The organism is Micromonospora sp. NPDC048871 (assembly GCF_043198155.1).
Lineage (GTDB): Bacteria > Actinomycetota > Actinomycetes > Mycobacteriales > Micromonosporaceae > Micromonospora.
Genome location: NZ_JBICUM010000002.1, coordinates 376,068 through 388,652, shown reverse-complemented (window position 1 = coordinate 388,652; position 12,585 = coordinate 376,068). Strand labels below are relative to the sequence as shown.

The following is a 12,585-nucleotide window of genomic DNA, read 5'->3' as shown; positions in this document are numbered from 1 at the left end:
TCAGGGGTACGCCGAGGCCGGCTGCCCCGACGGCAGCGGCACCGGCACGGACGCGATGGCCTGGCGCAGCACCTCCCCGGCGGTCACCCCACGGACCTGGGCGTCCGGAGTGAGCAGCAGCCGGTGGGCGAAGACCGGCTCGGCCAGGGCCTTCAGATCCTCCGGCATGATCCAACCCCGGCCGTCGATCAGGGCGTACGCACACGCCGCCCGGGTCAGGGCGATCACCCCACGGGGACTGACCCCGACCCGCACCTGCGGATGGGTACGGGTGGCCGCGGCCAGCCGCACCGCGTACGTGTAAAGGGGCTCGGCGATGTGCACCCGCCGGGCCATCCGGACCATCTCCCCGACCGTGGCCGTGTCGGTGACCGGGGCCAGGGCCTCGGGGGACCGGACCGTGGCCCCCCGCAGCACCTCCACCTCGACCGCCTCGTCGGGGTAGCCGACGGAGAGCTTGACCAGGAACCGGTCCAGCTGCGCCTCCGGCAGCCGGTAGGTGCCGTCCATCTCCACCGGGTTCTGGGTCGCCACCACCAGGAACGGCTGCGGCACCGGATGGCGTACCCCGTCCACGGTGACCGTCCGCTCCTCCATCACCTCCAGCAGCGCCGACTGGGTCTTCGGGGAGGCCCGGTTGATCTCGTCGGCGATGACGATGTTGGCGAACACCGGGCCGGCGTGGAACTCGAACCCCCGGGTGGCCTGGTTGAAGATGGTCACCCCGGACACGTCCGAGGGCAGCAGGTCGGGGGTGAACTGGATGCGCCGCCACTGCCCCTTCACGGTGGCCGCGATGGCCCGGGCCAGGGTCGTCTTACCCACCCCGGGCACGTCCTCCAGCAGCACATGCCCCTGGGCGAACAGCGCCGTCAACGCCAGCCGGACCACCTGCGGCTTACCGAGCACCACTGCGTTGACGGTCTCGGCCAGCCGGGCGGCCAGGGCGGCGAAGCCCTGCACCTCCTGCTGGCTGAGGGGTTCCTGGCTGTTCACGGCGGTGCTCCTTGCCTGGGGGCGGATCAGCAGGTGGGCAGAACGTTGATCTTGTCGCCGCCCTCCAGGTTCAACCAGACCCACGGGATGTAGTTGCGTCCGCTGTACTCGACCCGCACCCACCAGGTGCTGCGCTTGTCGTCGTTGTAGACGAACGCGTACACCTCCTCGCCGCGGACCCGACACAGCGCCTTCAGTCGGGTCCCCGGTTTGGCCCAGCCGACCTGCCGGTCGTTGTCCTGCCGGGGCACCGAGAAGATCTCATTGCCGTTGCGGCCGTCGCGGTCCCGGTCACAGTAGGTGCGCTGCTCCGGCTCGCTGCCGTTGACACAGGTGGCGATGCCGTAGAGAGCGTCGGTCTGCTGCGCCCGGGTGGCCGCACCCGACCCGGCGGCGTTGGTGGCCGTCACCGTGAAGGTGTAACCGGTACCCGGGGTCAGCCCCTCCATGGTGATCCGCGAACACGGACCGCTGACGGCCGCCTCACCGGACCGGGTCAGGGTGCAGGCCGCCTGCCCACCACCGGCATCCACCGTGAAGGCCACCGTCGCCGAGGTGGCGGTCGCCGAGGAGCCGGTCACGGTCACCCGGGGCGGCGCCACCGTCCGCGCCGTCGTCGTCGCCTGGGGACCCTCACCGGCCTCGTTGACCGCCCAGACCCGTACGGTCACATTCTGCCCGTCGCCCAGGCCCTCCACCCGGGTACGGGTGTCCGTGACCTCGCTGCGCTTGTCGCCCACCTCCACCAGGTACCCGGTGATCGGTCGGCCGTTGGCCTCCGCCGGTGCCCACTGCACCGCCACCGTGCCCGGACGGTCCGCCACCGTGCTCGCGGTCAACTCCACCGGCTCCCCGGGGACCGTGAAGGGCACCACGGTGTCGCTGACCGGCGAGGACTCCGAGGCCGCACCCTTGTCGTTGACCGCCACCACCGTGAAGGCGTACTGGGTGCCGTACTCCAACTCACCGGCCTCGATCACCAACTCGGTGCCCTCGGACTCCCCGGCCGGGGCGTTCGCACCCGCCGAGGTGGCCGTCACCGCGTACCGGGCGATCTTGTTGCCCTGCCCGTTCGCCTCCGGCCAGGTCACCACCACGGTGCCGTCCGGGCGGGCCTGCGCGGAGACGCTCGTCGGCGGGTCCGGCACCTCCGCCGTCGGGGTCACCGGGTTGCTCTTACGGGACGGACCCGCACCCTTCGCGTTCACCGCATGCACCGAGAAGGTGTACGTCTCCCCGTTGGTCAGCTCCTTGACCTGCACCGACCGCTGGTTGGCACCCACCTCCAGACGCTGCCCGGCACCCTCCACCACATAACGGGTGACCTCCGCACCGTTGGACGCCGCCGGACGCCAACTCACCCGCGCCTGCGCGTCACCGGCCGAGGCGGTCACGCTGCGCGGCGCCCCCGGCTTGCTGACCTGGGGCTTCTTCGGCGGGGGAGGCGGGGGCGGTGGCGCCTCCTCCGGCGGGTCACCACCGAGCACGTCATTGGCGTACTTGTCGACCTCACGCACCTCGTGCCGGTCGTTGACCACCCGGGCGGTCGCCGCGTTCGGGGCGTTGATGAACAGGTGGTTCTCCCGCACCTCCAACTCCAGCGGCCCACCCCAACGACCCCGGATGGTCTCCACCACCTGACCGGTGGCGTCGAAGGCGTACACCGCCCCGGTCGCCTCGTCGGCACAGTAGATGCGACCCGCCCAGGCCACCGCGGCACCCAGCCGGTCACCCTCACCCGGCACCGTGAACGACCGCACCTCGCCCTCGGTGACCGCGTGCACCTGCCGTTGACCGGGCACGGTCACCGGCACCACCGGCCCGCTGGTCCGCGCCGGCAAGGTGCCCGGCCGGGCCAACTGCTCACCCAAGGGGGTACGCCGGGTCTCCCCACGGACCACCGTGACCAGACTCCCGGCCGTACGATCCAGCACCGCCACCCCGTCATCCAGGGTGGAGACCACCAACTCGTGACTGGGCTCGGCCACGTCATGGGTCTCGACCTTGCTGGGGGAGACCGACGCATCCGCTGCCGGCGAGGAGGACAGCTTGGCGGCCGTGATCGCCGACACCGTGCCCTCGGCCGGCACCGCGATCCACAACCGACCCTTGCCGTCGAAGGTGCCACCGGTGATACCCGGCGGATACCGCACCGGCTCACCCACCGGGGCCAGGGACCGGGGATCCAACTGCCGCACCACACCCTGCACCGCGTCCACCACGAACGCGGCATCCTCGTGCAGGGCCACGCTGACCCCGAGGCCCGGGGTGGTGGGGGTGGTCGCGGTGATCTGCAAGGTGGCCAGGTCCAGGGCGCTGATCTGACCGGTGTGCAGGTCACGCAGCACCAGCATCCGATCCGTCTGCACCACCTGCATCGGGTGCCGCCGCGCGGCCGGCACCTCCATCCGGGTGTCCACCCGGGCGGTCACCCCGTTGACCCGGGCCAGTTCGCTGCGCGTCGCACTCCACAACCAGGAACTGGCGTCGTAACTGGCCACCGCATTGTCCGCCGAACCCAGCCCGAGCACGGTGAGGCCCATCGCCGCCAGGAGGGCCAACACCGTGGCCACGGTGACCAGTCCACCCCGCAGTCGGGATCGGGATCGGGTCGCGCGGATCGGATCGACCTCGTCCATGATCGCCACAGCTGGCGCCTCCCGTGTCGTCCTGGCAGGTGGCGCCCCCCGTACGGCGACCCCTCCCCTGAGCCGGGAGCCATCATATGGTCACGCTACGAACGGCGGGTACCCGCATTGTCCGTTGCCGGACACCCAGGGTGGCGTGTCGTCGGCGTGTCCTGGCTGCACTGTCGGACCACGACGGTGCCCCGGTCAGTCGGCCGGACCGGCGCCCTTGCGACTCGTACACACCTGGCCGGAGGTGGCGAACTGGTCCGTTCCGTAGACGGCCAGCACGGTGAAGCAGTAGTCCACCCGGGAGTTCAATCCGTTCACGGTGTACCTGGTCTCCCCGGGACTCACCGTGGCCATCACCCCCAGGGGCTGGCCGGAGCGCCCCCCGGCCACCATGAAGGGCACCAGCCCGTCCGCCGGGTCGGTCCAGGTCAACGTGATCGTGGTGGTGTCGTCGCGCAACACGAGTTGGGTGGGCGGCGCACCGCCCTGCGGCTGCCCCGACGAGGCCGGTGTCGTCGGGGCCTCGCCGGACCACCGGTCGAGGAGCAGCAACCCGACCCCGATCACCGCCGCCAGCGCCACCACCACCGCGATCACCGCCACCACCACGGCCACCCGACCACGCCCGCGCGCCGGCTCCCCCGGGTACGCCTGAGCGACCGGTTGTGCCGGTTGCTGCCCCCATCCCGCGGAGTAGGCCGGCCCACCGGAGACGGGCGGGGGATAGGCCTGCGCCGTCGGCGGGTGCACCGGCGTCGGATAGGCCCCGGGCTGCCCGGGGGCAGCCGGTGATGCTGGGGGGTACGCCTGCTGCCCCGGCGGCGGGTACGTGTGCTGCTGTGGGGGTGTCGGGTAGGTCTGCTGTGCCGGTGGGTGCTGGGGGTAGGCAGAGGGCGTGGGCTCCGGCGGGTAGGCGCTACCCGGGTACTGCTGCGGGCCGTCGGCCAGGGGCGACCCGGGTGGGCTGCTGATCGGGTGGCCGTGTCGCGCCCCATCGGTCGGACCGTACGGCGGTCCGCTGATCGGCGCGGGACCGGCTGGGGTGATTCTGTCCTGCTGGTCCGGCTGCGTGCCGGCCGTTCCGAACGGGAGCGGCACCCGGCCCGGAGGGCCGCTGGTCGGTCCCGGCTGGGGCAGGGCGGCGGTCAACTCGTGCGCCGGTGGGCCGCCCGGGGCGGATCCTCCTGCCACGCCGAACTCGGGCGCCTGGTGCCTCGGAGACTGCGGCCGGGACAGATCGACGGTTGGTGCGGTGGGCGGCGCACTGACCGGCGGCCCGCTGACGGGCGCTGCGTTGTTCGGTGGAGGCGTGTTCGGGGGGCCGCTGCGGGGTGGCCCGCTGCTCGGTGTCGCGGTGGCGGGCGACGCGGCGCTCGACGGCCCGCTGGTGGGTGAGGCGGCCTGGGCGCCCGGTGTCCTGGCCTGCTCACCGGGGCTGCGCCGGGCCGCTTCCTCGGCCAGCAGCGGCCCGATCTGCTGGACCGCGATCGTGGGAGTTGCCCACTGCGGCGCGGCCGGTCGGTCGACTCCCTGCTGCGCCGGGTCGACAGGCAGTGGTGTCGTCGTCCTGCCGACTACGTCCGTGCCCTCCACCGCCCCCGGCGACGGTGCCGTGCGGGACCCCGTCGCAGCTGAGCCCTCCGCTGGCACACCCGCCTCTGACAGCGCCGGGACGGGCGGGAAAGGCCGGGTGGGCTCATCGTGGACGCCGGCCCTGGGGGCGGGCACCGGCGGCACCACCGGTACGGGCGGCCCGGCCGGTGCCGGTCGCACCGAAGCCGGCGGCGCGCTGCTGACGGAGGGTGCGTTCGTGACTGACGAGGCGATGGTGCCGATTGGTGGTCCGGTGAAAGGCGGTGCGCTGGTGACCGGCGGCACGACACTCGGGGAGGGCGACGGTGCCGGCGGGACCGTCGGCGCGGAAGGCGACACAGTGGGCACCGGGGGCACAGCGGGCACCGGGGGCACGGGGGGCCCGGGAGGCACGGCCGGGGCATCGGGAGTCACCGGGCGTAGCGGGGCGGTGGCGGTGGCCGCGTCGTGCGGCTGCCAGGCGGTCGACAGGACGGCCAGGGACATCGTCGGCTCGGCGAGCGCGTCATGCGGCGCCGGGCCGACCGCCGTCGGCTGACCGGCAGGGGGAACCGCCGGCGGAAGGGCGGGAGCGGCATCGCCGAGATACTCGCGGGACGCGCGTACCGCAGGATGATCCACACCGAGCACGGCGGGGCCGGCGGTCGCGACGCGCAGGAAGTTGCGTCGGGCCTCATGACGGTTGCCCAGCTCGTCCGCGACGGACCCCAGCTCATACGACAAGGCCAGCATCAGCGGGTCCGAGGTGGGCCATCGCCGCTCACCGGCCGCGAACGCCTCCTCCAACACCCGGCGGGCGGCGCTGGGGTCGTCCGCCTCCCGATGCAGTCGAGCCAGCAGGTGCGCGGTGCTGAGGACGTCCGGATGATCCTTGCCGTACGGCGGTCGGGCAGACTCGAAGGCGTCGGTGAGCAGGTCACGGGCCGCGGCAAGGTTGCCTGCCCCGCGCAGTGCTAGGGCGCGCTGCTGGGTGATGGCCAGGGGAGAGGCGTGGGGCACGTGGCCCATGCTGCCGGGTACCGCCGCCATGCCGCTACCCGACCCGGGTACCTCCTACGCGCTGCCACAACCCCGGCTGCTCGCGCACCGGCGGGCGGCGGACGCCGATGTGCATGATCCATCTGGGGCGTGTACAGTAACTCCCCGTGCGGCCCACTGGGCCGCCCTCGGATGGTGGACCACCGAGGGCGGCAGAGTAGGCTGAACGAAGCAAGTCCGGGTGGCGGAATGGCAGACGCGCTAGCTTGAGGTGCTAGTGCCCGTATAGGGCGTGGGGGTTCAAGTCCCCCCTCGGACACAACTCAATACCCCACGGTACGCGCTGAGAGTTACATCGGCGCGTACCGTTTGCGTTTCCGGCCATAGGCGAGCCTGAGGCCGGGTTGCCGGCAGACCCAAGCCTTGTCGCGGGGTCGGCGCCGCGGAGCGCAAGTCCGTCTTGAGGCGGAGTCGAGAGTCCCACCAGCATCGTTCGGTTTCCCCGATGCTTTCAGCGCTCAGCGAGGCAGCTGGCTGCGCCCGGCCACCGCGCCAAGCGCGGATCGCAACCCGGACATGATCAGGCGTCAAAGGACATCAACAACGTGCGTGGCGCTGAAATCCGACACTCTACGAGCTTCCTGTCACAGTGACAGTAAGTCTATGGTCGATTCATGTCTGACGATCATTGGGTTCCGCCGCCCGTTCTTGTTGCGGTGGATCTCGTCATCCTCACCCTGCGGGAATCCCGCCTGCATGTGCTGTTGATCGAGCGCGGTATCGAGCCCTTTCAGGGTGCTTTGGCTCTGCCCGGTGGTTTCCTCAGCGACGAGAAGGAAGACCTCGTGGCGGCTGCCCATCGGGAGCTTGCCGAGGAGGCCGGCTTGGGGCCGGATCAGTTGCACCTCGAACAACTTGGTTTCTACGGCGCACCAGACCGTGACCCTCGAGGGCGGGTGGTCGCGGCGGCTTACCTGGCTATCGCCCCTCGGCTACCCGAGCCGGTGGCCGGCACCGACGCCTCCGAAGCTTGTTGGATCCCGGTGGCACAGGTGCTGGCCGGTGATGCGCAACTCGCCTTCGATCACGAACAGATCCTGTCCGATGGTGTCGACCGGGCTCGGGAGAAGTTGGAGCGGACGGCGCTCGCCACCGCGTTTTGTGGTCCGACCTTCACGATCGCGGAGCTTCAGGACGTCTATGAAGCGGTGTGGGGCATGCGGCTGGATCCGCGGAACTTCTATCGGAAAGTGCAAAGCGTGGATGAGTTCATCGTCTCCGCTGGCACGACTCGCAAGACCGATGGAGGGCGTCCCGCCCGGCTGTTCCGCCCCGGACCCTGCGCGGTTTTGCACCCTCCGATGATCCGACCTCGCGGCCAGGCAGACAAGGAGACAGCGTGAGCGCGAACAGTGGCCTCGTCGTGATCCTCACGGCGCTGAACCTTGAGTACGAGGCGGTTCACGAACAACTGACCGACGTTCGGGTGCGCCGGCACCCAGCCGGCACCCGATTCGAGGTCGGCCGGCTCGGGCAGAGCCACTGCCGGGTCGCGTTGGGATTGGTCGGCAAAGGCAACCATCCGGCAGCGGTGCTCGCGGAGCGGGCGATGGCCGAATTCTCCCCGGCCGCAGTGCTGTTCGTGGGAGTCGCCGGTGGCCTGTGGCCCAACATTCGGCTCGGCGATGTTGTCGTCGCCAGCAAAATCTACGCGTACCACGGTGGAACCAGCGAGGACGACGGACTGAAGGCCCGACCGAAGGCGTGGGAGATCCCTCACGAGGCCGACCAGATCGCCCAGCACGTCGCCAGGTCCACTGCCTGGCGTCGCGGTCTACCCGCAGATGTAGCACCTTACGTTCATTTCGGGCCGATTGCCGCTGGTGAGGTGGTCCAGGACTCGGGGATCTCGGATCAGGCCCGCTGGATCCGTCAGCACTACAACGACGCCGTGGCGATCGAAATGGAAGCCGCAGGTGTGGCCCAGGCGGGCCATCTCAACCGTGCCCTGCCCGTCGTGGTCGTACGGGGCATCAGCGACCACGCCGATGGCAGCAAGGCAGCCAGTGACGGACAGAACTGGCAACCGAAGGCCGCACGCCACGCTGCCGCCTTCGCCGCCGCCTTGGCGCGAGAACTCATCATCGACGCGCCGGCTGGCCGAGGCGGCGCGGACCGGGACGGGAGTCGCACGATGCCGATGACCAACAGCAACATCGCCAGTGGGAGCGCCCGTGTCGGGGTGCAGGCCGGACAGATCTACGGCAACGTCACCGTTGGCACTGACATCGGGCGACCGGTCGACCTGGCAGCGAGCATCGCGGACCTGCGAACCCATATCAAACAGGCCCATCTCGACGGACAGTTGGACGAAGAAACCTACGCGGCCGCCGAGTCGGAACTGGAGAAGGCAACGGACTGTGTCTCGGCGGAAGCGCCGGCGAAGAACAGTGGCCTGATGGTCGCGCTGAAGCGGTTGCGGGGTTTGGTCGCCGACGTGTCTGAGCTGGCGGCGCGGATTGCGGCGATCATCGCCGTGGTGCGGGGCATGTCGTGACGGCCTCGGCGACGACCAATGTGGCCCAAGGAGATGCGTACGTCGAAGTGCAGGCGGGCATCGTGCACGGCGACATCAACTTCTACCGGCTGCCGCCCAATGCAAGTCCGCAGGAGCAGTTCGCCCTCGCGTTGAAGTATCTCGACGCGCGAGTTCGTGATCAGGCACGCACGCTCATCGAGAAGGCGGTCGCCGGTGGATTCGCGACTACCGAGGTTCAGTTCTATCGCCTCATCGCCCTGTTGAGCGGACGTACCCTGCGCCAGCTCGCGCCCGAGGAACTGGATCGCCTTACCGCGATCTGCGCCAGTCTGCCCCACCTCGACGACCATGACCAGTGGGCAGCGGGTTTGAAGGTGATCCGTCGCCTGCTGGAGCCGGTCCGCGCCGCCGAGACAGATCTCGTGGTAGAGGACATCGACGCGCTGGGTCAGCGTCAACGCGACGGGATATACGGCCACCTTGAGGCGCTGCTCGAAGGCGCGATGCAGGAAGAGATATGGCGGAGGTCCGTCGCCTTGGCTGCTTCGCGGCGTGCAGAGGGCGACCGTTTCAACCGAATCTGGAAATTCTTCCACCCCAAACCCGCGCAGCCTCGGACCCTGCCTGTGCAGCCCGCCACTGTCGCGTTACGCGATTGGCTGCGCGCCGGCGTCGGCGCTGCCGTGTTCACCCTCGCCGTGGTGCAGTTAATCATGCTGGTAGCGGCGCGCGGCATGCTCAATCCACTGCTCGCTATGGGCTTCGGTCTGGTCGGGCTCGGCGCCTTCTGCGTCGGTGGGGCGGACCGGTACTACCGCAGGGTGCGGCTGCGCGCGAAGGAGGCACAGATTCGCCCACCCCAGCAGCGGCGACGAGAAGGGGCACCGGCAGGCTTCGCCAGCAAGGTCGACCGGCTTTTCAACCGATACTTCAGCCGGTACGTCCCGCGGGGCACTGACCGGGCCTACTGGCGGGCACAGACAGCAGGGATTCAGCGGCAGCTCCGCGACGAGGTGGTAGAGCTCTACCGGGAAACGCGCATCGACGCCGACCGACTGGCCTGGCTCGTCCGATACCTGGTGGGCGACGTGCGGAGGCAATGGGAACGAGGCACCTTGACCGCATTCCGCCAGCGACTGCGGGTCCCTACCAGAACCAGAGCCCTCCACATCGGCGGACTGACCCTCCTCGTCGCCGGGAGCCTCTGGGCCGCGCCAGCCATCCTGGTCCGGGCCCCTATGCCCGGCGCCGGGTGGCTTCTGCTCGCGTCGGTATCTGCGGTGCCAGCTGTGCGCTCCTCGTTCCGGATCGTCGCCGAACGGCGCAGAGTCGCCGACGATCAGGCGGAACGAGACGACAAGGACGTAGCCCGCTGGGAGGCCTACCACCGGTGGTGCCAGAAGCTGTCCGACAAGCCGTCGGACACCGAGATGGCCGCTTGGTTGGAAAGCGACCGCAAAGTCCTGGTCGATCGAGTCATGCGACAGTACCGACTTCAACCCAGCCACGTTATCGCACACGCCTTCATCGAGGCACCGGCTCCCTCGGGTAAGAGGGCTCGATATCCCCAGGGGCCGTGGCGATACTCCCGATACCGGCTACTGCTGTTCCTGCTCACCGATGATGGTGTCCGACAAGCCAACATCGACCTTGACTTCGAAACCGCCGCGAGCCACACCACCCAGCGCCTCAACTATCGCTTCGACGCCGTCGCCGCCGTCCGAATCGACGGCATCGCCACCGGGCAGCAGACCTTCGAACTGACCCTCGTCAACGGCGAGCCCATCAGCATTCGAGTGAGCGAACGCGACAACGAAGCGCTCCAGCATGACGAGGACGCAACCAAGATCGCAGAGCTGTCGCTGGATGCCGCCGGGCTCAATCACACCCTGCACGTGCTTGAAGGCGTCGCCGCGGAAGGCAAAGAATGGATCAAACACCGACGCCGCCGCGCCGACGAGAGACTCACCAACCTAGCCGGCTCCCTACAGGGGCTACTCGACTAAAGCAGGGTCGAACCATCGAACTGCGCGGTACAAGCGTTGCTCGTCGAAGATCTGTACCAGCTGATGAACGGTTCCGGAGTGGGCGAGTACGATCGCGAACTGTTTAGCCGGGAACAGTGGCAGCAATTCGACGGCCGCTGGTTCGCCGACCGGATAACCGGAGTTGGCGAACACCTGTCGCTGCCAGCCGCACCGCCGACTGGTCAAGCCCCGCCAGCACACTCGGATTACGCCTGACCGACCTGACCACCGACCGCGGACTGGTGTGTCTGACCGAGAAAGGTGTCACCCTGCGCTGGCGACCAAGCACGCGCGGCTTGGCCACCTGTCGGAGTACGGGATGGAGTACGAGGGAGCGAGTACCCCGACAGATTGTGATCGGCGGAGTTTGGGTTGTGGTCCGCTTCTGCACTTGACAGGAATGCTAGGTTGATGTCCTGCGAAGCGGAGTCTGCGGAAGCACCGGGACAACCAGCGCGACCCCTGTTCATTCTTCGGTAACCCAGTGTGTCCTCATGCACGTTCGGGAGGAGTCGCCATGTCCAGAAAAGTGATCGCCTTCGTGCCACAACACACCACCACCAAGTCGCGCGTCATGGCCATCGTCGACAAGGGCAGAGGCAACGAGCTCGATGCCATCGCAACGGTGGATTGGCCGCACGAGGCGGTCGCCATCTGCAACATGTTGAATTCCTCGGTCAGAGGTCAGGAAGACCTTTCCGGCCTCTGGCTCAGCCTCCCCGCAAGCGTCCGAGCTGGGCTCAAGCAAGCAGCCCAGCAGCGCGTCGACGATACCGACGAGCGGCAGTTCCTTGCCACATGGTTTGTCACCGAACTCGACGTCCCCGACCTGCCGGGGGACGGCAGCGATATCGATTGGGCCCGGCTGTTTCCCGTCGCCCAGTGTCCTGCTGATGGGTGCGACTACTGCGACGGCTGTCCACCACACGCGCAACGCCGAGGCGATGACGCCAGCAGCAACCAGTGCGGCCCCGGCGGATCGTGCCGTTGCCTGACGGAGAGCCTGGACGAAGAAGACGACCCTTGCCCGTGCGGATTCTGGGATGTCGGCCCCCGCTGGGCCGCCGCGCTCTACCAGTCGTTGAGCGGAACTGCGGAGGTCCTCATCAATCAGGCGGAAGGCCTCATGTGGGGGAACGAAGGTCCCGCAGTCGGGTTTCCGCGCTCGTTGATCGCGCAGCCGCCGGAATTCTTCGTTCGGCTCGCACGAACCTGCATCGATCTGTGCACGCTGTTGGCCAAGGGGATGACGCCGGTGCCGCACACCATCGCTGAGCTGCTAATGCTCGACGAGGCCGCCCGTTCCCACCTCGGCGGCTATATGACGGGCGCCGGCCTCGACGTCGAAGCTATGAAGCAGGACTTCGAGCACCTTCCCGAAGGACACGGTGACTTCGAGATGGATGCCCTGTGGATGTTCCAGTTCACCGACTCCGACTGGGACAAGATCGCCGAGTCCGAGACTATATACGAGCCCTACTCCATGGACCGCATCTTCGACACGCTCCCTGAGGCTGCGCAGTGGCCTCGGAACGCGGACGGTGGGTGAGGCAGGGACAGACGATCGTCGTTGGGTCGGTCCGCAGCGGGGGCCGACCTAGCGGGGCCGGCACCGCTGTCGGTGACAGGTCGGGGTGAGTGACTGGTGGAGGCGGGAACACGTGCACCCACCGCAGGACCCCCGCGATGAGTAGAGCCGGGTAGTCTGCCTGCCGGCATGCAGCGCGGTTGATCTCCGGAGTGGTCAACCGCCCCGGGTTTAGTGAAGACCGATGATGTCCCTGGGGATCGCGTAGCCGTGTTGGCTGGGCGT

At 68.9% G+C, this 12,585-nt stretch carries 8 protein-coding genes and 1 tRNA gene; 6 read left to right on the top strand and 3 right to left on the bottom strand.

Going from position 1 to position 12,585, the window contains the following annotated elements; translation table 11 throughout:
• From ACGFIK_RS06380 to ACGFIK_RS06370, 3 genes are all read right to left on the bottom strand, one after another.
• Window positions 1-996 carry an AAA family ATPase gene (locus ACGFIK_RS06380; RefSeq protein ID WP_393338004.1) on the bottom strand — a complete coding sequence of 332 codons (996 nt, stop codon included), beginning with the start codon at window positions 994-996 and terminating at the stop codon, window positions 1-3.
• Between the two features lie 26 nt (window positions 997-1,022).
• Window positions 1,023-3,635 (bottom strand): fibronectin type III domain-containing protein, encoded by a 2,613-nt coding sequence (locus tag ACGFIK_RS06375; RefSeq protein ID WP_393338524.1) that lies wholly within the window; start codon window positions 3,633-3,635, stop codon window positions 1,023-1,025.
• A 195-nt stretch (window positions 3,636-3,830) separates the two neighbouring features.
• Window positions 3,831-6,257, bottom strand: a complete 2,427-nt coding sequence (locus ACGFIK_RS06370; RefSeq protein ID WP_393338002.1) for a tetratricopeptide repeat protein — start codon at window positions 6,255-6,257, stop codon at window positions 3,831-3,833.
• Window positions 6,258-6,441: 184 nt separating this feature from the next.
• Between ACGFIK_RS06370 and ACGFIK_RS06365 the strand changes: the two genes are divergently transcribed.
• The 6 genes from ACGFIK_RS06365 to ACGFIK_RS06340 all read left to right on the top strand — a co-directional run bounded on the left by ACGFIK_RS06365 (window position 6,442) and on the right by ACGFIK_RS06340 (window position 12,321).
• Window positions 6,442-6,525 (top strand) — tRNA-Leu (locus tag ACGFIK_RS06365).
• A gap of 355 nt (window positions 6,526-6,880) precedes the next feature.
• The gene (locus tag ACGFIK_RS06360) at window positions 6,881-7,609 is read left to right on the top strand and encodes an NUDIX domain-containing protein (protein ID WP_327025196.1); all 729 of its coding nucleotides are present in this window, start codon (window positions 6,881-6,883) and stop codon (window positions 7,607-7,609) included.
• Window positions 7,606-8,763: a 5'-methylthioadenosine/S-adenosylhomocysteine nucleosidase gene (locus ACGFIK_RS06355; protein WP_327025197.1), complete on the top strand. Its 1,158-nt coding sequence runs from the start codon at window positions 7,606-7,608 to the stop codon at window positions 8,761-8,763. Before ACGFIK_RS06360 ends, ACGFIK_RS06355 begins: the two co-directional genes overlap by 4 nt.
• A complete protein-coding gene (locus ACGFIK_RS06350; protein ID WP_327025198.1) occupies window positions 8,760-10,751 on the top strand; it encodes a hypothetical protein in 1,992 nt (663 codons plus the stop codon). The genes ACGFIK_RS06355 and ACGFIK_RS06350 overlap by 4 nt, the downstream gene beginning before the upstream one ends.
• Window positions 10,752-10,787: 36 nt before the next feature.
• Complete coding sequence (locus ACGFIK_RS06345; RefSeq protein WP_327025199.1) at window positions 10,788-10,988, top strand: hypothetical protein; 201 nt, start codon at window positions 10,788-10,790, stop codon at window positions 10,986-10,988.
• 301 nt (window positions 10,989-11,289) lie between these two features.
• Window positions 11,290-12,321, top strand: coding sequence for a hypothetical protein (locus tag ACGFIK_RS06340; RefSeq protein WP_327025200.1), 1,032 nt, complete (start codon window positions 11,290-11,292; stop codon window positions 12,319-12,321).
• The last annotated feature ends 264 nt before the right edge of the window (window positions 12,322-12,585 follow it).

Bases quoted from the DNA above. Each gene is read 5' to 3' on its own strand.
- ACGFIK_RS06375 (WP_393338524.1), bottom strand. From the start codon at position 3,635: ATGGACGAGGTCGATCCGATCCGCGCGACCCGATCCCGATCCCGACTG.
- ACGFIK_RS06370 (WP_393338002.1), bottom strand. From the start codon at position 6,257: ATGGCGGCGGTACCCGGCAGCATGGGCCACGTGCCCCACGCCTCTCCC.
- ACGFIK_RS06360 (WP_327025196.1), top strand. From the start codon at position 6,881: ATGTCTGACGATCATTGGGTTCCGCCGCCCGTTCTTGTTGCGGTGGAT.
- ACGFIK_RS06340 (WP_327025200.1), top strand. From the start codon at position 11,290: ATGTCCAGAAAAGTGATCGCCTTCGTGCCACAACACACCACCACCAAG.